This is a genomic window from Pseudomonas sp. G3-39 (assembly GCF_054790485.1).
The window spans coordinates 448063-472125 of record NZ_CP186497.1 but is presented as its reverse complement, the minus strand read 5'-3'; the positions used below and the strand labels follow the sequence as shown (position 1 = coordinate 472125).

21 protein-coding genes and 1 riboswitch are annotated in these 24063 nt (G+C 61.0%); of the genes, 8 read left to right on the top strand and 13 right to left on the bottom strand.

Annotated features, from left to right (window positions below; all coding sequences use genetic code 11):
* Positions 1-6: 6 nt before the first annotated feature.
* The 4 genes from ACOYXG_RS02105 to ACOYXG_RS02090 all read right to left on the bottom strand — a co-directional run bounded on the left by ACOYXG_RS02105 (position 7) and on the right by ACOYXG_RS02090 (position 2832).
* Positions 7-615 (bottom strand): YqiA/YcfP family alpha/beta fold hydrolase, encoded by a 609-nt coding sequence (locus ACOYXG_RS02105; RefSeq protein ID WP_096794752.1) that lies wholly within the window; start codon positions 613-615, stop codon positions 7-9.
* A gap of 241 nt (positions 616-856) precedes the next feature.
* Entirely contained in the window at positions 857-1672 is an 816-nt protein-coding gene (gene cpdA / locus ACOYXG_RS02100) for a 3',5'-cyclic-AMP phosphodiesterase (protein WP_098966917.1), read from the bottom strand.
* 99 nt (positions 1673-1771) lie between these two features.
* Positions 1772-2224: a DUF1249 domain-containing protein gene (locus ACOYXG_RS02095; protein WP_007967395.1), complete on the bottom strand. Its 453-nt coding sequence runs from the start codon at positions 2222-2224 to the stop codon at positions 1772-1774.
* Positions 2215-2832: an NUDIX domain-containing protein gene (locus tag ACOYXG_RS02090; protein ID WP_027611392.1), complete on the bottom strand. Its 618-nt coding sequence runs from the start codon at positions 2830-2832 to the stop codon at positions 2215-2217. Before ACOYXG_RS02090 ends, ACOYXG_RS02095 begins: the two co-directional genes overlap by 10 nt.
* Positions 2833-3061: 229 nt before the next feature.
* Between ACOYXG_RS02090 and ACOYXG_RS02085 the strand changes: the two genes are divergently transcribed.
* The gene (locus ACOYXG_RS02085; RefSeq protein WP_027611391.1) at positions 3062-3808 is read left to right on the top strand and encodes an RsiV family protein; all 747 of its coding nucleotides are present in this window, start codon (positions 3062-3064) and stop codon (positions 3806-3808) included.
* On the opposite strand, the gene cytX is transcribed toward ACOYXG_RS02085, so the two are convergent.
* On the bottom strand, positions 3777-5069 hold the full coding sequence (gene cytX, locus ACOYXG_RS02080; protein ID WP_460355657.1) for a putative hydroxymethylpyrimidine transporter CytX: 1293 nt from the start codon (positions 5067-5069) through the stop codon (positions 3777-3779). The two genes, ACOYXG_RS02085 and cytX, sit on opposite strands and share 32 nt — an antisense overlap.
* 186 nt (positions 5070-5255) lie before the next feature.
* Positions 5256-7145: a phosphomethylpyrimidine synthase ThiC gene (thiC, locus tag ACOYXG_RS02075; protein ID WP_096794747.1), complete on the bottom strand. Its 1890-nt coding sequence runs from the start codon at positions 7143-7145 to the stop codon at positions 5256-5258.
* 148 nt (positions 7146-7293) lie between these two features.
* Positions 7294-7399, bottom strand: a riboswitch (TPP riboswitch).
* Between the two features lie 205 nt (positions 7400-7604).
* Between thiC and ACOYXG_RS02070 the strand changes: the two genes are divergently transcribed.
* Positions 7605-9038, top strand: a complete 1434-nt coding sequence (locus ACOYXG_RS02070) for a TolC family outer membrane protein (RefSeq protein WP_103368227.1) — start codon at positions 7605-7607, stop codon at positions 9036-9038.
* A gap of 168 nt (positions 9039-9206) precedes the next feature.
* On the opposite strand, the gene waaA is transcribed toward ACOYXG_RS02070, so the two are convergent.
* Complete coding sequence (waaA, locus tag ACOYXG_RS02065; protein WP_460355653.1) at positions 9207-10481, bottom strand: lipid IV(A) 3-deoxy-D-manno-octulosonic acid transferase; 1275 nt, start codon at positions 10479-10481, stop codon at positions 9207-9209.
* Positions 10482-10492: 11 nt separating this feature from the next.
* Positions 10493-11395 carry a LysR family transcriptional regulator gene (locus ACOYXG_RS02060; RefSeq protein ID WP_027611386.1) on the bottom strand — a complete coding sequence of 301 codons (903 nt, stop codon included), beginning with the start codon at positions 11393-11395 and terminating at the stop codon, positions 10493-10495.
* A gap of 102 nt (positions 11396-11497) precedes the next feature.
* Here ACOYXG_RS02060 and ACOYXG_RS02055 point away from each other — a divergent pair, with 102 nt between their 5' ends.
* The 4 genes from ACOYXG_RS02055 (at position 11498) to ACOYXG_RS02040 (ending at position 15019) form a co-directional block, all read left to right on the top strand.
* Positions 11498-11830, top strand: coding sequence for a DMT family transporter (locus ACOYXG_RS02055; RefSeq protein WP_003221050.1), 333 nt, complete (start codon positions 11498-11500; stop codon positions 11828-11830).
* Between the two features lie 204 nt (positions 11831-12034).
* Positions 12035-13210, top strand: a complete 1176-nt coding sequence (locus ACOYXG_RS02050; protein ID WP_096794743.1) for an NAD(P)/FAD-dependent oxidoreductase — start codon at positions 12035-12037, stop codon at positions 13208-13210.
* On the top strand, positions 13207-14019 hold the full coding sequence (locus tag ACOYXG_RS02045) for an aldo/keto reductase (RefSeq protein WP_096794742.1): 813 nt from the start codon (positions 13207-13209) through the stop codon (positions 14017-14019). The genes ACOYXG_RS02050 and ACOYXG_RS02045 overlap by 4 nt, the downstream gene beginning before the upstream one ends.
* A gap of 31 nt (positions 14020-14050) precedes the next feature.
* Positions 14051-15019, top strand: coding sequence for a metal ABC transporter ATPase (locus ACOYXG_RS02040; RefSeq protein WP_460355648.1), 969 nt, complete (start codon positions 14051-14053; stop codon positions 15017-15019).
* Positions 15020-15109: 90 nt separating this feature from the next.
* Here the strand turns inward: ACOYXG_RS02040 and hldE are convergent, their stop codons facing one another.
* From hldE to msbA, 4 genes are all read right to left on the bottom strand, one after another.
* Entirely contained in the window at positions 15110-16531 is a 1422-nt protein-coding gene (gene hldE, locus ACOYXG_RS02035; RefSeq protein WP_103368225.1) for a bifunctional D-glycero-beta-D-manno-heptose-7-phosphate kinase/D-glycero-beta-D-manno-heptose 1-phosphate adenylyltransferase HldE, read from the bottom strand.
* Between the two features lie 102 nt (positions 16532-16633).
* Complete coding sequence (cysC, locus tag ACOYXG_RS02030; protein ID WP_247269715.1) at positions 16634-17245, bottom strand: adenylyl-sulfate kinase; 612 nt, start codon at positions 17243-17245, stop codon at positions 16634-16636.
* Positions 17238-17942, bottom strand: a complete 705-nt coding sequence (locus ACOYXG_RS02025) for a sulfotransferase family 2 domain-containing protein (RefSeq protein WP_460355644.1) — start codon at positions 17940-17942, stop codon at positions 17238-17240. The genes cysC and ACOYXG_RS02025 overlap by 8 nt, the downstream gene beginning before the upstream one ends.
* 171 nt (positions 17943-18113) lie before the next feature.
* On the bottom strand, positions 18114-19916 hold the full coding sequence (gene msbA / locus ACOYXG_RS02020; protein WP_027611379.1) for a lipid A export permease/ATP-binding protein MsbA: 1803 nt from the start codon (positions 19914-19916) through the stop codon (positions 18114-18116).
* Between the two features lie 153 nt (positions 19917-20069).
* Between msbA and ACOYXG_RS02015 the strand changes: the two genes are divergently transcribed.
* Both ACOYXG_RS02015 and ACOYXG_RS02010 read left to right on the top strand, forming a co-directional pair.
* Positions 20070-21932, top strand: coding sequence for a bifunctional O-antigen ligase/aminoglycoside phosphotransferase family protein (locus tag ACOYXG_RS02015; RefSeq protein ID WP_097087081.1), 1863 nt, complete (start codon positions 20070-20072; stop codon positions 21930-21932).
* On the top strand, positions 21932-23149 hold the full coding sequence (locus tag ACOYXG_RS02010; protein ID WP_097087079.1) for an acyltransferase family protein: 1218 nt from the start codon (positions 21932-21934) through the stop codon (positions 23147-23149). Before ACOYXG_RS02015 ends, ACOYXG_RS02010 begins: the two co-directional genes overlap by 1 nt.
* Before the next feature lie 18 nt (positions 23150-23167).
* Here the strand turns inward: ACOYXG_RS02010 and ACOYXG_RS02005 are convergent, their stop codons facing one another.
* On the bottom strand, positions 23168-24052 hold the full coding sequence (locus tag ACOYXG_RS02005) for a glycosyltransferase (RefSeq protein WP_027611376.1): 885 nt from the start codon (positions 24050-24052) through the stop codon (positions 23168-23170).
* Between the last annotated feature and the right edge of the window lie 11 nt (positions 24053-24063).

Genomic DNA, 24063 nt, shown 5'->3' with positions numbered 1-24063 from the left:
AAGACTTCACAGTGCGGTGAAATCGATTGCCTGATACAAATCGGCGCCAATGCCGGCAAAACTCAACAACGCCGGTAATTGTTCGGCAAAACCCTGGTAACCATGGTCGCCGCCGGCCTGAATGCGCAAGGCGCAGGCCCGGTAATACTGCTGGGCGAGGCGATAATCCAGTGTTTCATCGCCGGTCTGCAACCACACCTGATAACGCTGTGCATCCACGGGTGCCGGCACTTCCAGCTCGGCCAGGGCCGTCACATGGTCGTGGGTCAATTCCCAGGTTTCATCGGTATACAGGTTTTTCTGTGTGCCCAGGTAGCCGTCGAACATCCGGTGCGGGCTGACCGCCGGGTTGACCAGCAGGGCTTTCAAGCCGTGGCGCTCAGCCAGGTGAGTCGCATAGTAGCCGCCGAGTGAGCTTCCCACCAGCAACGGCCGGCCCAGCTCGGCAATCGCCTGCTGCAACTGACCGATGGCTTCACGCGGGTGGTGATGCAGCGCCGGGACACGCAATTGGTCGCTCAAACCCAGCCGTTCCATCACCTCGACCAGCTGACAGGCCTTTTTCGAGGCCGGCGCGCTGTTGAAACCGTGGATATAGAGGATCGAACCGGACATTTGAGCTCCCTGGGTGTCGGCGAAAGATAGCGGAGTTTACAGGGAGAAAGCCCCTCACCCTAGCCCTCTCCCGGAGGGAGAGGGGACTGAATGGGGGATATTCAAGAGCTACACCGACTTGAGCGAGTTTCAGCGAATCCATAATCGACACATTCTTTCAGGTCGATGGATAATGCCAGACACCTCGGTCAGCTCCCTCTCCCTCCGGGAGAGGGCTGGGGTGAGGGGCTCTTGATCGAAATCAGTAGCCTTCGGAGCCGTAATCGACGGTGAATTGGAAGTCGGTAACGCGCTCGACACCGGTTTCCAGCCGCCCGTCTGGCAGCAGCCGCAACCAGCGATAGCCCGGCGCCTGTTCGCCGACCTTGAAGTCGTGACTGCCGGGCTCGAACTGAATGCAGGTCGATGGCGAGGCCATCAGCCGTACGCCGTTGCGTTCGCGGTCGATCTCCTGATGCACATGCCCCCACAGCACCGCGCGAGCCTGAGGAAAACGATCGAGCACGTCGAAGAATGCTTCGGGATTGCGCAAACCTATCGGCTCCGCCCAGGCACAACCCACCGGCACTGGATGATGGTGGAAACACACCAGATGATGGCGCTCCGGCGCTTCGCTCAGCGAGCGCGCCAGCAGTTGCAACTGATCATCCTGCAGATACCCCGGCACAGAGCCCGGCACCGCCGAGTCGAGCAAGGTCACGCGCCAGTTGCCGACATCGACCACTGACTCCAGCAATGCACTTTGCACCGCGGCCTGAGCCATGATTTGCGGTTCATCGTGATTGCCGGGAATCCAGCGCGCCGGCGCATCGATCTGCGCCGTCATCTCACGAAACTGTTGATACGACTCCAGAGTGCCATCCTGGGAAAGGTCCCCCGTGGCCAGAATCAAGTCGATCCGAGGTTGCTGCCTGAGCACCAGTTCGATGACCTTTTGCAGGCTCTCGCGGGTGTTCATGCCCAGCAGTGTGCCGTCCGCCTCGGCGAACAGATGACTGTCGGATAACTGCACCAGCAGCGCCGGATCGGCGGTGGTCAATGTGGATACGCTCGGCAAGGCGTTCTCCCAGGGCAAAAGCACGGAATCGGTTGAGTGCCGCAATTATGCTGGGGGATGACGCAAAGGGGAAACCGGCGAACCGGACGCAGTTCACAACTAGCGTACGACTTCGTACTCGTGCCCCAGGGCCAGACAATGGCTCAGCCATTCCCCCAGGAACAGATTGAGCTGGGCCTTTTCATCCGGCTGATGCATCGCGGCGTTCGGGTAAGGATAGATGCCGCGAAAGCGTCGTGCATGTTCGGCGCTGATCACCTCGGCCATGCGCGCGTCGTGATAGACCTGCACTTCCAGTTGCGGCACCGGCAGCCACGGCAAACTGTGTTCCTGACGCACCTGCAAAGTGGTGGTGTACGGGCAAGTCTGCAGCACTTCGAGGGCCAGCACGCCGAGCATCTGCTCGCCCTGGGTCACGGCGATCCGCCGCGCCTCGGGGTCGTTGCGCATGTCCGGCACCAGTCGCATCAGGCGCGCGTAGTTGGCCTCGCAGGCGGCTTGCAGCCCGGCGAGGTCGACTCGATAGCGATCGCGCAGCTTGTTTACGACCATAACCCCCTCACTTCGGCGCGGTTCAGCGCCAGCCATTGCAAGGCGATGATGCTCGCCGCGTTGGCAATGCGTCCGTCACGGACGGCCTGCAAGGCATCTTCAAAGGCCCAGACCGTGACGCGGATGTCTTCTGCTTCTTCCTCCAGCCCATGCAGGCCGCCTACGCCTTCGGTGCTGCAGTGCCCCAGGTACAAATGCACGAATTCGTTGCTGCCGCCCGGCGACGGAAAATATTTGGTCATCGGCCACAGGGCCTTGATGTCCAGCCCAGCTTCCTCCTGCGCCTCGCGGTGAGCAACTTCTTCCGGCACTTCGGCCTTGTCGATCAGACCGGCGACCAGCTCAACCAGCCACGGGTTGTCGGTCTTGCCCATGGCACCGACGCGAAACTGCTCGAGCAGCACCACTTCATCGCGCTTTGGGTCGTAAGGCAGCAGGCACACGGCATCGTGACGCACGAAGACTTCGCGGTTGATCTCGCGGCTCATGCCCCCGGCGAACAGCTCATGGCGCAGGTGCAAACGGTCGAGCTTGTAGAAGCCCTCGTAGCAGCGCTCGCGCTTTACGACATCGACGGTGGCCGGAGTGGCGTTGGCAAAATCTGTCATGAGCATCCTCTCTTGCTGCAAATCCAATACGAGGCTGCTTTTGGTTACTGGCGGCCTCGACTTCGCGCCATCCTAACGCGCCCGCGATGATTGATGCAGCCCCTTTACCGTCAGCGGGATGGACGGTGGAGGCGAAACCCACTCTAATTAGCTTAGTGGCGAACTGACTGCTTCGGCGAGAGTCGAAGCGGATAACTTTTTGCCTTCCCCTGTTTCAGAAAGGACGCCCATGTCGCTTTTCAAAATTGCCTCCGTGGCCGCCATCGCCCTGACCCTGGGCGCCTGCGCCAACCTGTTCCAGCCCAACTACCGCACGCCGCTGGAAACCACCCGCGATGCGTCGGAAACCCTGAAACCCGGCTGTTCCAACCCGGACTGCCCGCTGGTGAATATCGATACCGTGCACTTCGCGGCCGAGCCTGCGCTGGACGGCATTATCGAAAAACGCCTGCTGCAAATGACCCGCACCGAGCAAAACGCAGCGGTAGCGCCAACCCTGGCCGCCTATCGTGATCAATTCCTGCGCAACGCCGGCCCGCGCAACAGCAGCTATTTGCAGGCCAAGGTACGCGAGCAGCATGACGGCTTGGTGATCATCGAACTGTCGAGCTACCTCGACACCGGCGGCGCCCATGGCACGCCGGGTCGCGGCTTCATCAACTACTCGCGCCAGCAGCATAAAGTGCTGAACCTGTCGGACATGTTGCTGCCGGGTCAGGAAGAGGCGTTCTGGAAAGCGGCGCAAGTGGCGCACAACAGCTGGCTGATCAGCACCAAGCTCGATCAGGAAGCGGATTTCGTGAAGAGCTGGCCGTTCGTCAAAACCCCGAACGTGGCGCTGACCTACGGTGGCGTGATCCTCAAGTACGACGTGAGCACCATCGCGCCTTACGCGCTGGGCCACGTCGAACTGAAGATCCCTTACCCGCGTCTGAACGGCATTCTCAAACCCGAGCTGTTTCCGGGCCGTAACTGAACGCCCGACCGAGCACCAGTTGCAACAGCCCTGCCAGCACCAGTGCCGGCAGGGTCGCGCCGACATCCGGATACAGATTCGCCAGCAAGTGGTAGGTGCTGATCCCGCCCAGCCACGCCAACAGCGCCGGCCAGCGCAATGCGGCTGACGCCACCTGAGCACTGCGCTTGCGCAGGATGAAGTGATCCACCAGCACCACGCCGAACAGCGGCGCGAACACCGAACCGATCAACAGCAGGAAGTTCTGGTACTGCGCCAATGGCGCCAGCAGTGCAATCAGGGTGCAGATCACGCCGATGGCCAAGGCCAGATGCTCGACTTTCAAGCGCAACAGAATCCCGCTCGACACCGCTGCCGAATGAATGTCGGCGAAAGCGTTTTCCGACTCATCCAGCAGAATCAGCAACAGCGGAATGCCCAGACCGGCCCCGGCCAGTGCCAGCAGTAACGCATTGACTTCACCGCTCGGCGCAAAGGCCAGGGTGTAAGCCACGCCGAGGCTCATCAGCCAGCAATTGCCGATGAAGAAACCGATGGCGGTGCCGCCGAAGACGTTCTTCGCACGCTTGCCGAAGCGCGAGTAATCAGCGATCAGCGGCAGCCACGACAACGGCATCGCGATGGCAATGTCGAAGCCCACGGCAAACGGCATTGAGCCGTCTCCGGTACGCGCCCAGAGTGCCGCCAGATCAGCCTTGGCGAACAGATTCCAGGTCAGCCAGATGCACGCGGCGAGGATCAGCCAGATACCCCATTTACGCAGGATCTTGCGCACGAACGTCAGCGGCCCGCTGACCGCGAGCAAAGTCGCCAGTGCGCCGAAGCACAAGGTCCAGAGCATCGGGCTGGCCCACAGCGAACCTTCGCTGAACGCACGGCTGCCGAGCAGACTGGCGGCGTCGCGCATGACGATGATTTCGAACGAACCCCAACCGATCAGTTGCAGCAGGTTGAGCAGCGCCGGCAGGCTCGCGCCTTTGCTGCCGAGGCTCAGTTTCAGTGCGGCCATCGACGACAGACCGGTATCGCTGCCGATCACGCCGACCGCTGCCAGCAGCAGCACGCCAACCAGCGTGCCGAGGAAAATCGCCAGCAGCGAACCGGAAAGGCCCAGACCCGGCGCGAGCAAGGCACCGGTTTGTAATACCATCAGGCCGATGCCGAGGGAAAACCACAGGGAAAACAGATCGCGACCGCCGAATACTCGCTTGTCGGCGGGTACGGCGAGGTCGGGGGAATAAGTGCCGGGTTGAATGCTCAAGGTGTTATCTCAGAGGAGTATTTTTGTCATTGAGATCCCTGGCGCCTGTTCTGACGTCTTCGCGAGCAAGCCCGCTCCCACACTGGATCGCCTGTGAACACAAGTTTCGTGAACAGCTGGATTCAAATGTGGGAGCGGGCTTGCTCGCGAAGGGGCCAGCACAGACACCGCAGACTTCAGGTCAGATCAAACCTTCTTGTACAGCTGACTGCCTTCCTTCTTGAACCGCTCGGCCTGCTCCGCAAGACCCTGGGCGACGTCCACGTCGACCGCGTCGATCCGCTGGTTGGCCGCGTATTCACGGACTTCCTGAGTGATCTTCATCGAGCAGAATTTCGGCCCGCACATCGAGCAGAAGTGCGCGACCTTGGCCGAGTCCTTCGGTAAGGTTTCGTCGTGATACGAACGCGCGGTGTCCGGATCGAGACCGAGGTTGAACTGGTCTTCCCAACGGAATTCGAAACGCGCCTTGCTCAAGGCGTTGTCGCGAATCTGCGCGCCCGGATGCCCTTTGGCCAAGTCCGCTGCGTGGGCGGCGATCTTGTAGGTGATGATCCCGGTTTTCACGTCATCCTTGTTCGGCAAGCCGAGGTGCTCCTTCGGCGTTACGTAGCAGAGCATGGCGCAACCGAACCAGCCGATCATCGCCGCACCGATACCCGAGGTGATGTGGTCGTAACCCGGCGCAATATCGGTGGTCAGCGGGCCGAGGGTATAGAACGGCGCCTCGTCGCAGCACTCCAGCTGCTTGTCCATGTTCTCTTTGATCAACTGCATCGGCACGTGGCCCGGGCCTTCGATCATGCACTGCACGTCGTGTTTCCAGGCAATCTTGGTCAGCTCGCCGAGGGTTTCCAGTTCGCCGAATTGCGCTTCGTCGTTGGCGTCGGCAATCGAGCCCGGACGCAGGCCGTCGCCCAGCGAGAAGCTGACGTCGTAGGCCTTCATGATTTCGCAGATTTCGTCGAAGTGGGTGTAGAGGAAGTTCTCTTTGTGGTGCGCCAGGCACCACTTGGCCATGATCGAACCGCCACGGGAAACGATGCCGGTCACGCGCTTGGCGGTCAGCGGCACGTAGCGCAACAGCACGCCGGCGTGGATGGTGAAGTAGTCGACGCCCTGCTCTGCCTGTTCGATCAGCGTGTCGCGGAACAGCTCCCAGGTCAGGTCTTCAGCGACGCCGTTGACCTTCTCCAGCGCCTGATAGATCGGCACGGTACCGATCGGCACCGGCGAGTTGCGGATGATCCACTCGCGGGTTTCGTGAATGTGTTTGCCGGTGGACAGGTCCATCACCGTGTCCGAACCCCAGCGAATGCCCCACGTCAGTTTCGCCACTTCTTCTTCGATGGACGAACCCAGGGCGCTGTTGCCGATGTTGCCGTTGATCTTCACCAGGAAGTTACGGCCGATGATCATCGGTTCCAGTTCGACGTGGTTGATGTTGGCCGGAATGATCGCGCGACCACGGGCGATTTCTTCGCGGACGAATTCAGCGGTGATTTCTTTCGGGATGCTCGCGCCGAAGCTGTGGCCGGCGTGTTGCTGAGTCAACAGGCCAGCGGCGCGGGCTTCTTGCAGCTTCATGTTTTCGCGGATGGCGACGTATTCCATCTCGGCGGTGATGATGCCTTTGCGCGCGTAGTGCATCTGGCTGACGTTGGCCCCGGCCTTGGCCCGGCGCGGGTTGTTGACGTGAGCGAAACGCAGTTTGGTCAGTTCAGGGTCGGCGAGGCGCTCCTGGCCGAAATTGGAACTCAGGCCAGGCAAACGTTCGGTGTCGCCACGGTCGTCGATCCACGCCGAACGCACGTCGCCCAGACCTTTGCGCACGTCGATCACCACGTTCGGATCGGTGTACGGGCCGGAGGTGTCATAGACGGTGACCGGCGCGTTGATTTCGCCACCGAAATCGGTCGGCGTCACATCGAGGGTGATTTCGCGCATCGGCACGCGGATGTCCGGGCGCGAGCCCTGAACGTAGACTTTTTGCGAACGGGTGAACGGCTGAACCGACTGCTCATCGACCTTGGCCGAGTCACTCAGGTTGATCGCGTTTTTTGCTTTTGTAGTCATCACGGGCTCTCCAGACAGCATCCAGGCAATGGATTGTCGGAGCAGAACCTGAAAGGCACGGACGCGCACCAGGACTGGTGCTGTGCATCGTCGTCGAGCGTTCGATTGTCGAACAATATCCCGGACGAAGCACAAGAGGACTCGCCGGGTGACGAGAAATCTTGTTCCCTACGCAGGCGCTAACCTGATCAGGTTCAACGGGATCCGAAATTATTCGATCTCAGCCTCATAGCAAGGCACCCCGACAAGAACCCGGCCAGTCTAGACACAACCGGCAAAGAACGCCAACACCGCGGCAAACACCATGATGAATGGCGCAATTACCGGGACTTGCAGGATTGTTGCCGCACGATTGCGCAACTACACTCGCTGTGCCCTGCGCGCCTTGACGCTGCCGGGGCCGCGCCGTAGCCTTGGCGCGCACATTATTTTCGTAATATTTTTGCTAGGGATCGCCTCATGCTGCGCAAACTTTCACTGGCTCTTGCCGTGTCTTGTGCGTCCAACGCAATGGCCTGGGCAGCAGAAGCGCCCTTGTCGACCAAGACCGATCTGGTCAGCGTCTATCAGGAAGCCGTCGACAACAACGCCGATCTGGCCGCCGCCCGCGCCCAGTACGGCGCCCAGAAAGAAGTGGTGCCGCAGGCACGCGCGGGGTTGCTGCCTAACCTGTCCGGCGGCGCCGAAGTGGCGGATGTGCGCACCTCGATCGACCAGCCTTCAGCCACTGCCAATCGCAGCGCGCATTCCTATCAGGCGACCCTGGCACAACCCTTGTTCCGCGCCGATCGCTGGTTCCAGTACCAAGCGGCGAAAGACGTCAACGAACAAGCCGCGCTGCAACTGTCAGCCACCGAACAGAACCTGATCCTGCAATCGGCCGAAAGCTACTTCAACGTGCTGCGCAGTCAGGACAACCTGGCCTCGACCAAGGCTGAAGAAGCCGCGTTCAAGCGTCAGCTCGACCAGTCCAACGAGCGTTTCGATGTCGGCCTGTCGGACAAGACCGATGTCCTGCAATCGCAGGCCAGTTACGACACCGCGCGCGCCAACCGTATCGTTGCGCAGCGTCAGGTTGACGATGCGTTCGAAGCGCTGATCACCCTGACCAACCGTCAGTACAACTCGATTCAGGGCATCGTCCACACGCTGCCGATCCTGCCGCCGGCGCCAAACGACGCCAAGGCCTGGGTCGACACGGCGGGCAAGCAGAACCTCAATCTGCTGGCGAGCAACTTTGCGGTCAGCTCCGCCGAACAGACCCTCAAACAGCGCAAGGCCGGTCACCTGCCGACCCTCGATGCCGTGGCCAAATACGAAAAGGGTGACAACGACGCCCTCGGTTTCGCCAACCCGAACGCCTTCGGTACGCCGTACAGTGGCAACGTCGAGCAAAGCACCCTGGGCCTGCAACTGAACATTCCGATCTACAGTGGCGGGCTGACCAGTTCGCAAGTGCGCCAGTCCTATGCGCAACTGGATCAGAGCGAGCAACAGCGCGAATCCCTGCGCCGGCAAGTGGTGGAAAACACCCGCAACCTGCACCGCGCGGTGAACACCGATGTCGAGCAGGTGCAGGCGCGTCGCCAGTCGATCATCTCCAACCAGAGCGCAGTGGAAGCCACGGAAATCGGTTATCAGGTGGGTACGCGCAACATCGTCGATGTGCTCGACGCCCAGCGTCAGCTGTACACCTCGGTGCGCAACTACAACAACACCCGCTACGACTACATCCTCGACAACCTGCGCTTGAAGCAGGCGGCAGGAACGTTGAATCCGGGTGACTTGCAAGACCTGGCGCGCTATCTGAAGGCCGACTACAACCCGGACAAGGACTTCTTGCCACCGGATCTGGCCAAGGCAGCCGAAGCACAGCTCAAGGCCCGGCCCTAAACAATCTGGAAAATCCCCTGTGGCGAGGGGATTTATCCCCGATGGGGTGCGTAGCAGCCCCAAAACCATTCACCGCGGTGATTCAGTCAGATATGGCAAGCAGGGTTAACGACTGCTGCGCAGCCGATCGGGGATGAATCCCCTCACCACAATAAATGTTCCGGGCGACTATTTGATCAACCGGCCCAGCCCATCCAGCAACCGCTGCAACGCACCCTGATTACGCCGCATCACCGCCAGCCCCGCCTCGGCCATGCGCTGGGCATCGCGCGGCAATTCGAACAAGCGCTGCACTTCCACCGCCAGCCCTTCGGCATCATCCACTTCGGCCAGCGCGCCGGCTTCACGCAATTGCGCGGCGATGTCGAGGAAGTTGAACAGGTGCGGGCCGCTGAGCACCGGTTTGGCCAAGGCCGCCGGCTCCAGCAGATTGTGCCCGCCGTTGGGCACCAGGCTGCCGCCGACGAAAGCACTGTCAGCCAACGCATAGAGAAACAGCAGCTCGCCCATGGTGTCGCCGAGCAGCACTGAAGTGTCCGCCTCGACGTTGGCATCGGTGGAACGGCGCACCGTGGCAAAGCCTTCACGCTGGCACAACTCGAACACCGAGTTGAAGCGCTCGGGATGGCGCGGCACCAGGATCAGCAATGCATTCGGGTAGTTCGCCAACAGTCGGCGATGGGCGTCGAGCACCACTTCGTCTTCGCCTTCGTGGGTACTCGCAGCGATCCACACCGGGCGCTCCAGCGCCTGCCATTGGCCGCGCAACTCATGGGCGCGCTGCAGCAGTTGCGGGTCGATGGTCAGGTCGAACTTGATCGAGCCAGTGACCTCGACCGTCTGCGGACGCGCGCCGAGATCGCGGAAGCGCTGGGCTTCAGCCTCGGTCTGCACCGCGAAAAAACTCATTTCAGCGAGCATCGGCGCGGTCAGCTTAGTGAAACGGCCATATCCCCGGGCCGATCGTTCGGACAACCGGCCGTTGGCCAGCGCCACCGGAATCCCGCGCTTGGCGCACTGATGGATGTGGTTGGGCCACAGTTCGGTTTCCATGATCACCGCCAGTTTCGGTTTGGCGTGATCAAGAAAACGCGCCGCTGCGCACGGCAAGTCGTAGGGCAGATAACAATGCTGGATGCGCGGTTCGCCGGCGAACAACGCCTGAATCCGTTCCGATCCGGTCGGCGTCATGCAGGTCACGGTGATCGGCAGCTGTGGATAACGCTGCAGCAAGGCGCGAATCATCGGCGCGGCGGCAATGCTTTCGCCCACAGACACCGCGTGCACCCAGATCCCGCCGGGTTGCAGTCGCGGCATCCCGTAGGAGAAGCGCTCGCCAATCCGTTTGGCATACGCCGGGGCTTTGCGCGAGCGCAGCCACAGCCGAATCGCCACCAATGGCAGCCCCAGGTAAAACAGCGCGGTGTAGAGAGTTCTATTCATGGCGGCGGAGTTTATCGACTTTTGTCGCCAATCGCCCGCAAGTGCACGGCAAAACGTTCAGCCAGCCAGCGCGCAGCCGGGCCGAGGGGTTCATCCCGGCGCCAGACCAGCTCCACCACCAACGCCGGCGGGGTCCATTCGCTGTCCAGTTCGACCATCAGGCCGTGATAGGCCGAATACTGCACCACATGCCGGGGCAGCCAGGCCCAGCCCAGATCCCGCACCAGCCATTCGGCCATCACATAGAAACTGTCAGCGCGCCACACCTGCGGACTGGCCGGTTCGTTGCCGGGGTAGACGCTGGTTTGCGTCGACATCAGCAATTGCCGATGCTGTGCCAGTTGCTGGCAGGTGACGTAGGACTGCGTCGCCAGCGGATGATTGATGCCGCAGACGGTGACCATTTCTACCCGGCCCAGTACCCGTCGTTCCAACGCTTCGGGAATTTCGTCGTGATAGAACAGCAGGCCCAGATCGGCGCGACGCTCGACCAGTTTGCGTGCGACTTCACCTTGAGCGGCGCTGGTCAGTTGCACTTCGAGGCTGGGAAATTGCTCGGCCAGCGCATCGAAGCTTTCCACCAGTGCCTGATACGGCATGGCTTCATCCTGAGCCACCCGAAGCTGCGCTTCCTGACCGCGCATCATCGCCATCGCCCGACCATTGAGGCGCTCGCATTGGCGCAGCACTTCCCGGGCTTCTTCGAGCAAGGCTTCGCCCGCTTCGGTGAGCCTGGGTGAGCGACCACTGCTACGCTCGAACAGGCTGACGCCCAAATCGTCCTCCAGCATGGCAATCGCACTGCTGATCGCCGACTGCGCCTTGCGTTGCTGGCGCGCCACGGCAGAAAACGAGCGCTGTTCGGCGACGCTGACGAAGGCGCGCAATTGTTCCAGATTCCACAGGGTATTCATGCTGCAGCCCATCTTAAAAACAGATAGGTAATGACTTTACCCCATCTGGCGAGCGACTAGAATGCCGCCTCAGCAAGCAACGTTTTACATGAGGATCTACACATGAACGCCTACGCCTTTCTGGCCATCGCCATTTGCGCCGAAGTGATCGCCACCGTTTCGATGAAAGCGGTCAAAGGCTTGAGCACCCCGCTGCCGCTGATTCTGGTGATCGTCGGCTACGGGATCGCCTTCTGGATGCTGACGCTGGTGGTGCGCACTGTGCCGGTGGGAGTCGCCTACGCCGTGTGGGCGGGCATGGGCATCGTCATGGTCAGCGTCGCAGCGCTGTTCATTTATGGGCAGAAGCTGGACGTGCCGGCGATGCTCGGAATGGCGCTGATCGTGCTCGGCGTGGTGGTCATCCAGCTGTTCTCCAAGACTGCCGGGCACTGATTTGCAGTAACGCAAATCCCCTGTGGGAGCGGGCTTGCTCGCGAAGGCGGTGTGGCAACAACATTTCTGTTAACTGACACACCGCATTCGCGAGCAAGCCCGCTCCCACATTTGGTTTTGCATCTGCCCTGTTGATCATCGACAAATCCCGCTCTTTCCCGAGTCTGTATACTGCGCCCTCGTCTTGAACACTGAGGTCGTTGCATGCCATCCGTTATTTCCACCGACGTTCTGATTGTCGGCGCTGGTGTCGCCGGCCTCTGGCTGAACGCGCGTCTGCGCCGTCAGGGTTTTTCGACCGTGCTGGTGGAAAGTGCCAGCCTCGGTGGCGGGCAGAGTGTGAAGTCCCAGGGCATCATTCACGGCGGCGCCAAATATGCGTTGCACGGTGCGCTGACCGGCGCCTCGGAAGCCATCGCCGACATGCCGCGCCGCTGGCGTGAAGCGCTGGCCGGCAACGGCGAGCTGGACCTGTCCGGCGTGCGCCTGTTGTCCGAAGCGCATTACCTGTGGTCGCCCGGCACCCTCGCCGGCAACCTCACCAGTTTCTTCGCCAGCAAAGCCGTGCGTGGCCGGGTCGATCAGGTCAAGGGCGATCAACTGCCGCCGGCCCTGCAAGACAAGCGCTTCAAGGGCAAGGTCTATCGCCTCGCCGAACTGGTGGTTGACGTGCCGAGCCTGATCCAGCGCCTGGCCGATCTGGCCGGTGACGGCCTGCTCGCCGGGCAAACCATCGAGCCGCTGCTGGAAGCCGGTGTGCTGGTCGGCCTGAAGGTCGACGGTCGCGAAATCCACGCCCAACGCATCGTCCTCAGTGCCGGCGCCGGCACTGCCCGATTGCTGGAAGACCTAGGCCTGACCCATCCGCAGATGCAACGCCGACCGCTGCACATGATCATCGCCAAAGGCCCAAGCCTGAAGCCGCTGTACGCTCACTGCCTGGGCGGCGGCACCAAGCCGCGCATCACCGTCACCACCCACCCGGCCGCTGACGGCAACTGGGTCTGGTACCTGGGCGGCGACATTGCCGAAAGCGATGGCGTGGCCCGCGAACCTGCCGAGCAGATCGCCACCGCGCAGAAAGAGCTCGGCCAGTTGCTGCCATGGATCGATCTGAGCCAGGTGCAATGGGCGACCTTGCGCGTGGATCGTGCCGAGCCGCTGCAAACCGGCCTGAGCCGTCCGGACAACGCCTTCCTCGCCGAGGAGGGTCGCCTGCTGGTGGGCTGGCCGACCAAACTCGCACTGGCGCCGGACTTCGCCGACCGGGTCATCGCTGCGCTGGAGCGCGACGGCATCCAGCCGCAACCGGCCGAGCCATTACCGGCACTGCCAAAACCACCGATGGGCGTACCAGCCTGGGAGCAACTGTTGCCATGAGCGTAGCGACCCTGCACGAACTGCATCGCCCCTTGGGCAGCACCGGCCTGATGGTTTCACCGCTGGGCCTGGGCACGGTCAAACTTGGCCGCGACCAAGGCGTGAAATACCCCAACGGTTTCCAGATTCCCGACGATGACGCGGCACGCATGCTGCTCAAGCAGGCCAAAGGGTTGGGCATCAACCTGATCGACACCGCCCCGGCCTACGGTCGCAGCGAAGAACGCCTCGGCCCGTTGTTGCGCGGCCAGCGGCAGGACTGGGTAATCGTCAGCAAGGTCGGTGAAGAGTTTGCCGACGGCCTGTCGCGCCATGACTTCAGTGCGGCGCATACGCGGATGTCGGTCGAGCGTAGCCTGCAACGTCTTGAAACCGATTTTATCGACCTGGTGCTGGTGCACTCCGACGGCAACGATCTGGCCATCCTCGAACACGAAGAGGTCTACGCCACCCTCGCCGCACTCAAGGCCGAGGGCAAGATTCGCGGTTTCGGCTTCTCCGGCAAAACGGTCGAGGGCGGACTCAAGGCGCTGGAGCAAGGGGACTGCGCGATGGTCACCTACAATCTGAACGAACAGAACGAGAAGGCAGTCATTGACTATGCTGCTGCCCACGGCAAAGCCATTCTGGTGAAAAAAGCCCTGGCCAGCGGCCATGTATGCCTGAGTCCGGGCGTGGATCCGGTGCGCGCCAGCTTCGAGTTGTTGTTCCAGCAGCCCGGCGTGGCCAGTGCTATTGTCGGGACGATCAATCCGCTGCACCTCGCCCATAACGTTGCGACCGTTGCCCAGGTCCTCCGTGGTCACTGACGCCGCCCCGCGGCCTTAAGCAGGAGCCGACATGCCGCGCACGCTCATCAGAAAGAACCCGAGCAACTTCAAGACGCTGCCGCTGTTCGTCGAGGCCACGCCCGAAGGCCTGACTTATCAGAGCGTCGGCATGCCGCTGAATTTCGCCCAGACCCTGCAGCGGCGCAAACCGGTGAGCGTGGCGGATGCCGAGCGCTTTGCGGTGGAACTGGCCAACCTCGGGGTCTCTGTGCGCCTGACCCTGCACTGGCAGAATCGCGATTACTGGGTGCTGGTGCGCCAGCGTCGGCAGGATCGCGGGGACGTCGTGCTCAAGCTGATTTCCGGTTACGTGCCTGCTCAAGAACTGAACATCCCGCTGCACACGGCGATTCAGGAAATTGCCGAAGAGTGCCTGCTGGAAACCCCGGAAGGCTGGCTCGGCGGACGCTTCAACGACACCTGGCTACCGGCGCCCTACTCCTCCGCGCTGCACTATCGCGAGGCCCTGCCGTTTCGCCTGACGCCGCTGTCCGGCTCGGCACGACCGGTGCGCTGCGCCAATCTGCAATTGCTCGAACGACCACGGGCCTACGTGCATCTGCCGACAGCATCGCTGCAACTTATCTATGACTTGCGCCTGGACGTGCCAAAGGAAGCCAAATCCCTGAGTCTGTTTCACGTCGATGAACGCCTGGAAGGTGATCAACTGGTGGCGCGACTGGACCGCAAGCGCCCGGATTTGTATCTGATGCCGTTGCAGGACGGCGAACCGCTGGCCGAGCTGTATACCTTGAAGAAAGGTCAGCTGTCTCCGGCGGGCACGCGCGGTCTGTATCTGGCCGAAAGCTTTGCCAGACAGGATGGCTGGCTGGTGCGTGACGAGCGGATTCGCTGGAAGGACTGGTTACGCCAACAAGGCCTGACCCCGCCGGAGAAACCCACGGGACTGGCGCGGTTGCGCGGCAAGGCCAGGCAATTGCTGAAGAAGATCGTACCGCGCAAGAAAGTCAGTTCCTGAAAAGCAAAAGATCGCCGCCTGCGGCAGCTCCTACAGGGAAACGCATTCCAATGTAGGCGCTGTCGCAGGCGGCGATCTTTTTAGCTTGAATCAGTTACCGCGGATTTTCTCCACGATCGCAGTGGTCGAGCTGTTTTCCACCAGACCCAGCACTTTCACCGTGCCGCCGTAAGCCTTGACGATATCGGCACCAACAACCTGGTCGATACCGTAATCACCGCCCTTGACCAGCACATCCGGCTTGACCTCGCGCAGCAGGTTTTCCGGGGTGCCTTCCGGGAAACTGATCACCCAGTCCACCGCACCGAGGCCGGCGAGTACCGCCATGCGTCGGTCGACACTGTTGATCGGACGTCCCGGCCCCTTCAGGCGGCTGACGGAGGCGTCATCATTGATCGCCACGATCAGACGGTCGCCCTGGGCGCGCGCCTGCTCGAGGTAGGTCACGTGCCCGGCATGCAGAATGTCGAAGCAGCCGTTGGTGAAGACGATGCGCTCGTTATGCGCACGGGCATCGGCCACTGCCAGCACCAGCTGTTCCAGACCTAGCACCCCACGCTCCGAACCTTCTTCACGCTGAATCGCGCGGCGCAGTTCCGGGGCGCTGATCGCCGCAGTACCGAGTTTGCCGACCACGATGCCCGCCGCCAGATTGGCCAGCGCCACCGCGTGCGGCAGTTCTTCACCGGCAGCGATCGCCGCCGCCAGGGTGGAAATCACCGTGTCGCCAGCACCGGTCACGTCGAACACTTCACGGGCACGGGCCGGCAAATGCAGCGCCGGATGCTCCGGACGCAGCAGGGTCATGCCGTGTTCACCACGGGTGACCAGCAGCGCGCCGAGTTCGAGATCGTGCATCAGGGCCGCGCCCTTGCTCACCAGTTCGTGCTCATCGGCGCAACCGCCGACGATGGCTTCGAATTCACTGAGGTTCGGCGTGATCAGGCTCGCACCACGGTAGATCGAAAAATCCTTGCCTTTGGGATCGGCCAGCACCGGAATGCCTTTGGCACGGGCCGCCTGAATCAGGGCCTGATGGTTTTTCAGCGCGCCTTTGCCGTAGTCCGACAGCACCAGCACCTTGATGCCTTCGAGCAGATCATCGACCTGCGAGGCCAGGGCCAGCGCATCGGTGGCAAACGGTTCTTCAAAGTCGATACGCAGCAACTGCTGGTGCCGGCTCATGACCCGCAGTTTGACGATGGTCGGCTGATGCGCAATGCGCTGGAACAGGGCACGCACGCCCGCGCCCTTGAGACTGTTGCTCAGGCTGTCGGCGGCTTCGTCGTCGCCGGTCACACCGACCAGTGACGCCGGCGCGCCCAGCGCGGCAATGTTCAAGGCAACGTTGGCAGCACCGCCCGGGCGGTCTTCGATTTGCTCGACTTTTACGACCGGTACCGGTGCCTCAGGGGAAATCCGTGAGGTTCCACCATGCCAGTAACGGTCGAGCATGACATCGCCGACCACCAAGACTGGGGCTTGATCGAATCGCGGCATGGACAACTTCATGGAGCAACCCACATACAAAATGAACAGGGGCGCGATATTAACACAGGGTTGGCGCAGGCTTGCGTGCAGCCTGCAACAGGATGAAACAGTCCGTTACTTTGCTCATTTTTTGAGCACCAGTGCCGCCAGTTGTCCACAGGCTTCGGACAATTCCAGCGCCTCGGTGTCGATTTGCCACTCGGCTGCCAATGGCGCTTCGTAAGGACTGTCCACGCCCGTAAAGTGCGTGATCCGGCCTTCCCGCACGGCCTGATACAACCCTTTCGGATCGCGACGGGCGCAGACTTCCAACGAAGTGCTGACGTGCACTTCAATGAATTCATCCTGGGCAAACAGCCTGCGCGCGGCGTCGCGTTCGGCGCGGAACGGCGAAATGGCCGCAACGATCACAATCAGCCCGGCGTCGACCATCAACCGCGCCACCTCGGCCATACGCCGGATGTTTTCCCGGCGGCAGAGATCGCTCATGCCCAGGTCGCGGCACAGGCCATTGCGCACATTGTCGCCATCGAGCAAAAAGGTGTGCAGACCCGACGCATGCAGGTGCAGTTCGAGGGCATTGGCCAGGGTTGACTTGCCGGCGCCGGAAAATCCGGTCAACCACAGGCAGCGTGGGTGTTGTGCCTTGAGCGCTGCCCGGGCCAGGTGCGAGAGCGCCAGACCGTAAGGCCGAATGGCGAGCTTCTGTAGCGGAAGTGACAGGGACTCATTCATACCCGAGCAACTCGTAATCACGCTGATAAACCCGACGTACCAGACGCCGGGTGCGCACCGAACAGAACTCGCGCGCCGGCATCGATTGCCGTTCCCGCGAGCCGTTGACGTGAGGCAACTCGCCAGTCAGCCCCAACTGTTCGCAAACCAGACTAAAATCCCGCGTCAGGTGTTCCTGATAACCGATGAAGTCCAGCGCCAGATGCCCCAGCGAGTCCGTCAGAAAGTCGGTCTGCGCGGCAAAGTGCAATTGCCGGGCAATCGTTTCCGGATGCAGCCAGCGCGCGACAAAAGCGTCGAAATCCCGGTACTGCCGCACCAGCCGTTGCGCCATATGGTCACGCGCGCTCAACTCGTTGCCACGCAAAAAGGCGTAGGCCGAATAGGCACGTTCCAGCGGGTCGCGGACAAAAGCGAACTTGAAGGCGTTGGCGAACTGCTCGGGAAACTGCTCTTCATACCAATACAGCGGCAAGTGCCCGGGTCGCCAGCCGTCGAACAGCGCCGTGCAAACGCTGCTGCCGGCGCATTTCGGAACATGAATAAACAGGCAGGCACGCTGCTGGAAGGGCTGGGGAAACGTCAGGTTGGCCGACATCGACTTGTTCACCACCTGCCGATCGACCACCGACAGGCGCCCGAGCAGAAAGGCCCGCTGCGGCTTGGGCAGCAGTTTCCAGAGATAGCGTTGCAGCATGAAAGCACCCGCGCGACGGGGATGGCCCCCTCGATGGAAGTCAGAGTTCGTTGAGGAACCTTAACAAGCGCGGTGCCCGGTTTTATTCCGGTTTGGTCAAGAAGGGTAAAGGTCTGGATACAAACGACTGTGGGAGCGAGCAGGCTCGCTCCCACAGGGCAGGGCCTGGAGTCAGGCGATATCTTCGGCCGGAGCATCGAGGCCCATGGCGTTGAGGCGCGCGTAGTAACCATTTTGCGCCAACAACTGGTCGTGGGTGCCGCGCTCGACGATGCGCCCCTGATCCATGACCAGAATCAGGTCGGCCTTCTCGATGGTCGACAGACGGTGAGCGATTACCAGCGTGGTACGCCCCTTCATCACCTGATCCAGTGCCGCCTGAATGTGCCGTTCGGACTCGGTGTCGAGTGCCGAGGTGGCCTCGTCGAGAATCAGCAGCGGTGCATTCTTCAGCAACGCACGGGCAATCGCCAGACGCTGGCGCTGGCCACCGGAAAGCAAGACGCCGTTCTCGCCGACCTGAGTGTCCAGGCCTTGCGGCAACTGCGAAATGAAGTCCATCGCGTAGGCATCACGCGCGGCTTTTTCAATGTCTTCTCGCGGCGCACCGGCCAGATCGCCATAAGCGATGTTGTTGGCCACGGTGTCGCTGAACAGAGTGACGTGCTGAGTCACCTGAGCGATGTGACGACGCAGGTTGAGCAGTTTGTACTGTTCGACTTCCACATCGTCGATGAGGATTTCGCCCTTGTCGTGGTGATAGAAACGCGGAATCAGGTTGGCCAGCGTCGACTTGCCGCTGCCCGAACGCCCGACCAGTGCGACCATCTGCCCTGGCTGGACCGAGAAACTGATGTCGTCCAGCACCTGGCGTTCGGTGCCAGGGTAGGTGAAGCTGAGGTTGCGCACGTCCAGACGGCCACTCACCGCATCGCGCTCGACGGTGCCGGTATCGACTTCCGGCTCGACGTCCAGTTGCTCGAAAATGCTCTCGGCACCGGCCACGCCTTTCTGAATGGTCGAGCTGACTTCGGACAATTGACGGATCGGCTTGGGCAACAGGCCCGCCAGCGTGATGTAGGCGACCATGTCACCGGCCGAGGCGTCACCGCGCAGGTACAGCACCAGGAACATCAGCACGGCCATGGCGGTGTAGATCACCAGTTGCAGCATCGGCGTGTAGATCGCGCCGGTACGGGTCATGCGCAGTTGCTTGTCGGTGTTGCCCTGGCTGGCATCGAGGAAGCGCTTTTCTTCATAGGCCTCGCCGCCGAAGCTGCGAACCACGCGATAACCCTGGATGGTTTCCGAGGCCACATGCGTGACATCGCCCATCGCCAGCTGGATCTTCTTGCTCTGCTTGCGGAATTTTTTGCTGGCGGTGCGCACCATTACGGCGATCAGCGGCAGGATCGCCACCATCACCAGCGTCAGCTTCCAGTTCATGAACAACAGCGAGGCAAACAGGAAGATCACCGTCATGCCTTCACGGATTACGACCTTGATCGCATCTGTTGCCGCCCCCGTGACCATCGTCACGTTGAAGGTGATACGCGAAATCAGATGACCGGAGTTATGCTTGTCGAAATAGCGGTTAGGCAGCACCAACAGGTTGTTGAACAACTGCACACGCAAGTCATGCACCAGCCCGAGAGAAACCTTGGCCAGGAAATAGTTGCCCAGATAGGAGCCCAGCCCCTGCCACGCGGCGATCAGGATGATCAACAGCGGCACGGCCTGCAGCAGCTGCAGGTCACGCAGATAGGGCACGGAAGGAAACAGCACCGCTTCAGGGTTGGACAGGCCATCGACAAAGTACTTGAGGATGTAGCCAAGCATCGGTTGCGTCGAGGCGAAAATCAGAAAGCCGACGATGCTGATCAGGAACAGACTGATGTACGGCCGGACATAGCCGAGCAGGCGGAAGTAGATTTTCAAGCTCGATGGGCTTGCGGCGGGACTGGAATCGGTCATATCACGCGAAAGTCGATAAAAAGGACGCTGACTTTAGCACAGCTTCTTCAGGGTTCTGGCAATCGGCGAAAGGCTGTTATTGTTATGCACCTCTTCTGCATCAAATAGCCATCACTCGAATGGTCGATCAACCTCAGGAATGAATCTCACAGCATGCAACTTCGCGGCTTCAGCAGTACGTCCAATCGGATTTTCGATTTCATTAGCCTGTGGATTCTTCCCACCGGTTATTTCCTGCTCCTGTGCGCGCTGTTCTTCTTGCCGGGTCGAAGTCTGCATCACAAGTTGTTCTATGGCCTGTTCAGTATTCCGACACTGATCGCGCTGTGCCTGCGCCCGCGCGAACTCAAGGAGCTGCTGCGCGAGCCGATTTTCATCGCGGCCCTGCTGTTCGCCGCCTGGGCGTTGCTCAGCCTCGCCTGGGGGCCGGGCGGGGAGCCGCTCGGCGGAATGTTCAAGCCGCCACTGCATACCTTGCTGCTGTTTGCCGGCTGCTACCTGCTGGTGCGCTACCGTAGCGACATCCTGCAACCCTTGCTGTTCGGCGCGGCGCTGGTCGCGCTGATTGCCACGACCATTTTCCTGTTCATGTTCGCCCGGGTTTATGAGCCGGGCATGCGCCTGATCGGCGGTGGTGCCTTCGATAACCCGTTGCTCAGCTCGCACCTGTTCGGCTTCTTCAGCGCCTACTGGCTGAGCGTGACCATGACCTGCAAACGTCGCCAGATGATGTGGCTCAGCTTGCCGGCGATGGCAATCATGTTCATGGCCGTGATCGGCACCGGTTCCCGGACGCCGTTGGTGGCACTGACCATGGCGGCGCTGTGGCTGTGTTTCATCTGCTGGAACAAGCGCTCGGTGGGGTTACTGATCGCGCTGGTCCTGAGCGGCGTAGCAGTCATTACGCAGTTTTCGCAGATGATCACCGAACGTGGCGACTCCTATCGTCTGGAAATCTGGCAGAAGGTACTGCACATGATTGCCGATCATCCATGGATCGGTCATGGCTACAGCGCCAGCCTTGCCGTAGACCCCGGTAACGGCATCAGCTTTCAGGAGCCGCACAGCTTTATCCTGGGTGTGCTGTATTACGTCGGCATCATCGGCTTGCTGCCCTGGTTGTTCTTCCTGCTGTGGGGCCTGCTGAGCAGTTGGCGCCAGCGTGTGCAGCCACTGCTGATCATTGCCTCGACCTGGCTGGTATTCGGTATCGGCGCCGGACTGACCGAAGGCGGCGGGATCATTTCGCGGCCCAAGGAACACTGGTTCCTGTTGTGGATCCCGCTGGCACTGATCGCAGCGTTGAGCATCAATCAACGCGCGCGGCGCCTGTTGACCCAGCCGGTGCAAAAGCTTGCGACCGCTGACCTGGAGCACATGAGCAGCACAGCCCAGATCATTGAAGAAGATGGCCTCGGCCCGAAAGTCCTGCGCCTGACCGACGGCAGTTTCCTCAAGCTGTTCCGCCGTCGCCGCTGGTACACCTCCGGCAGCTTCAATCCCTACTCCGAACGTTTCGCGGTCAACAGCGAACAACTGCGTCAGATGGGCATCCCGACCCCGCAAATATTGAACCTGTACCGTCTCGACGATGGCAGCAGCGCTGTGCATTACGCGCCGTTGCCGGGGCACACGCTGCGTCAGGTGCTGCAGAGCATTACCGCTCCGGCGGTGCGCCAGGCGCTGGTAGAGCGCTTTGGCAAATTCATGGCGCAACTGCACGAGAAAGGCGTTTATTTCCGCTCGCTGCACCTGGGCAACGTACTGGTACTGGAAGACGGCGAGTTCGGCTTGATCGATCTGGCCGACCTGCGCATCTACCCTACCCCGCTCAGTCTTTCCCTGCGCCAACGCAATTTGCGTCATATGCAACGTTACACTGTCGACAAACGCTGGCTGTTCGAGGATCACCTCGATGCGTTGCTCCAGGGGTACGCCATGACGGCGTCTAAATCCGCGGTTGAAAATCTGCACAGGCAAGTGCTGGCCGGCAACACCCCGGCTCGGGTTCATTGATGATCGAAACCAATCCGCTTATCGCGCTGGCAGCCTATCTGCTGGCCATCGTCACTTCCGCCCTGCTGTTGCGCGCGGTGCCGAAAATCGCTCGGCACCTGCAGCATTCCGGCGAAAGTCGATATGCCAGCATCGACGGCCTGCGTGGCTATCTGGCGTTTGGTGTGTTCGTGCACCACTCGATCATCACTTGGATTTTCCTGCGCACCGGGGTGATCGATTTTCCGCCGAGCAACTTCTATTCGATGCTGGGTCAAGGCAGCGTCGCGCTGTTCTTCATGATCACCGGTTTTCTGTTCTGGAGCCGCCTGCTCGCGCAGGGACGCAACCACGACTGGCTGGCGTTCGGCGTGTCACGGGTATTTCGCCTGTATCCGCTTTATCTGCCACTGATGCTGCTGGTGTTCGTCTCGATCTTCCACTTGCAGGGCTGGCAAATGAAGGAGCCTGGCCTGGAGCTGTTCAAACAGATCCTCGCCTGGCTGACGTTCGACCGCCCGGACATCAACCAGTACCGCCACTCCGGCATGCTGATATCCAACGTCACCTGGACGCTGGCCTATGAGGTTTTTTTCTACATGGCGCTGCCATTGGCCGGGCTGGTGTTCATCTACCGCGGCAGCTGGTTGCAGGTGGTACTGTGCCTGATCGGCATCTACACGCTGTACCAGGTCATCGGCTGGGAACATTCGCTGAAGAAACACTTTCTGGCGAGCTTCCTCGGTGGCATCGCCGCCGCCTACTGGATTCGCCGACCGGCGCTCGTGGCATGGAGCCAGTCACGCCTGGCAAGCATCATCGCCGTGCTCGCGCTGGTTATTGCGTTCACCGCGTTCAGTCGTGCATTCAAGACTGCACCGCTGTTTTTGCTGGGGTTGTTTTTCGTGATCGTGGCGTCCGGCAATAATCTGTTCGGCGCGCTGAAACCACGCAGCATTCGCTGGCTCGGCGAAATCAGCTACAGCACCTATCTGCTGCACGGGTTCGTACTATGGCTGATGGTGCAACGGCTGCCGCTGCTGCTGAATATCGATGCGCGGGAAACGGCGGTGTACCTGCCCCTGGTGGCCGTCTGCACCTGCTTGCTGATTCTGATCAGCAGCGTGACGTTCCTCTATATCGAGCAGCCGGGCATGGCTGCCGGCAAGAAGGTTGTGCATTGGCTGCGCCAGCGTCAGAAGGGCGAAAAGCGCCTGCCGGAGAAGGTCGCCCGCTGAGCGCGAGCGACCGCTGCCTCAGTCCTTTTCCAGCGGGGAAAAGAGTAAACGCCCCAGTCCGCGCCAGGTCTTCTTGTTCCAGGCCTTGAACGGGATCTGCGCCAGCAACTCCCTTGCCAGTTTGCGATTACGGTTGGCGGTCTTGAGGAACATCGAGTTCAGCGCCTTGAAGCGCACTTCGTCGTACAGCGGATGATCGCTGAACAGCGCATAGGTGCGCAGGATGTTCTCGATCATGAAGCGATGATTCTTGTACGAGTTGGTGGCGTGCTTGCGGTAGCGCGCCATCACCACGTTCAAACCGTCGATGAAGTAGCCAGCCCGGGTCACCTTGAGCTCAATGTACAGGTCTTCAAGACGAATCGTCGGATCGAACCCTCCCACCTTTTCCAGCGCCTCACGACGGATCATCAACGTCGGTGCCGGTGGATACGGCTTGCGTTCAAGAAACATGTCGTCGAAATCGAGGCGACGAAACGGCACGTCGCGGCGCTGACGTTTCTCTGGATACAGGCTGCCGTCGGCGTGCATCAGCTCGATATTGCCGGCACAGATCCCGACTTCAGGCTTGCCGTCCATGTACGCCACCTGGGTGGCAATACGTTCGGGGTACATGATGTCGTCGGAGCCGAATGGCACAATCAGGCTGCCCTTCGAACGGGCGATAGCGCCGTTGAGGGTATTGGTCAGGCCCTGATTCTGCTGCACACGGAAATCGAAACCGTACTGCGCCTGCAACGCGCTGATGCGCTCGACGCTGTCGTCCTTCGAACCGTCGTCGACCACCAGCAACTCGATGTTCTTGTAGCTCTGGTTGAGGACACTGAGGATGCTTTCCTCAATGTACGGGCCGTGGTTGTACGAGGCGATGATCACGGTGACGAGGGCGTTGGCTTCGCTCATGACTTGTTCTT

Bases quoted from the DNA above. Each gene is read 5' to 3' on its own strand.
- ACOYXG_RS02040 (WP_460355648.1), top strand. From the start codon at position 14,051: ATGCCGCGCACGCTCATCAGAAAGAACCCGAGCAACTTCAAGACGCTG.
- ACOYXG_RS02070 (WP_103368227.1), top strand. From the start codon at position 7,605: ATGCTGCGCAAACTTTCACTGGCTCTTGCCGTGTCTTGTGCGTCCAAC.
- ACOYXG_RS02060 (WP_027611386.1), bottom strand. From the start codon at position 11,395: ATGAATACCCTGTGGAATCTGGAACAATTGCGCGCCTTCGTCAGCGTC.
- ACOYXG_RS02090 (WP_027611392.1), bottom strand. From the start codon at position 2,832: ATGACAGATTTTGCCAACGCCACTCCGGCCACCGTCGATGTCGTAAAG.
- ACOYXG_RS02055 (WP_003221050.1), top strand. From the start codon at position 11,498: ATGAACGCCTACGCCTTTCTGGCCATCGCCATTTGCGCCGAAGTGATC.
- ACOYXG_RS02045 (WP_096794742.1), top strand. From the start codon at position 13,207: ATGAGCGTAGCGACCCTGCACGAACTGCATCGCCCCTTGGGCAGCACC.
- cysC (WP_247269715.1), bottom strand. From the start codon at position 17,245: ATGAATGAGTCCCTGTCACTTCCGCTACAGAAGCTCGCCATTCGGCCT.
- msbA (WP_027611379.1), bottom strand. From the start codon at position 19,916: ATGACCGATTCCAGTCCCGCCGCAAGCCCATCGAGCTTGAAAATCTAC.
- hldE (WP_103368225.1), bottom strand. From the start codon at position 16,531: ATGAAGTTGTCCATGCCGCGATTCGATCAAGCCCCAGTCTTGGTGGTC.
- ACOYXG_RS02095 (WP_007967395.1), bottom strand. From the start codon at position 2,224: ATGGTCGTAAACAAGCTGCGCGATCGCTATCGAGTCGACCTCGCCGGG.
- ACOYXG_RS02050 (WP_096794743.1), top strand. From the start codon at position 12,035: ATGCCATCCGTTATTTCCACCGACGTTCTGATTGTCGGCGCTGGTGTC.
- ACOYXG_RS02005 (WP_027611376.1), bottom strand. From the start codon at position 24,052: ATGAGCGAAGCCAACGCCCTCGTCACCGTGATCATCGCCTCGTACAAC.
- waaA (WP_460355653.1), bottom strand. From the start codon at position 10,481: ATGAATAGAACTCTCTACACCGCGCTGTTTTACCTGGGGCTGCCATTG.
- thiC (WP_096794747.1), bottom strand. From the start codon at position 7,145: ATGACTACAAAAGCAAAAAACGCGATCAACCTGAGTGACTCGGCCAAG.
- ACOYXG_RS02025 (WP_460355644.1), bottom strand. From the start codon at position 17,942: ATGCTGCAACGCTATCTCTGGAAACTGCTGCCCAAGCCGCAGCGGGCC.
- ACOYXG_RS02015 (WP_097087081.1), top strand. From the start codon at position 20,070: ATGCAACTTCGCGGCTTCAGCAGTACGTCCAATCGGATTTTCGATTTC.
- ACOYXG_RS02010 (WP_097087079.1), top strand. From the start codon at position 21,932: ATGATCGAAACCAATCCGCTTATCGCGCTGGCAGCCTATCTGCTGGCC.
- ACOYXG_RS02085 (WP_027611391.1), top strand. From the start codon at position 3,062: ATGTCGCTTTTCAAAATTGCCTCCGTGGCCGCCATCGCCCTGACCCTG.
- ACOYXG_RS02105 (WP_096794752.1), bottom strand. From the start codon at position 615: ATGTCCGGTTCGATCCTCTATATCCACGGTTTCAACAGCGCGCCGGCC.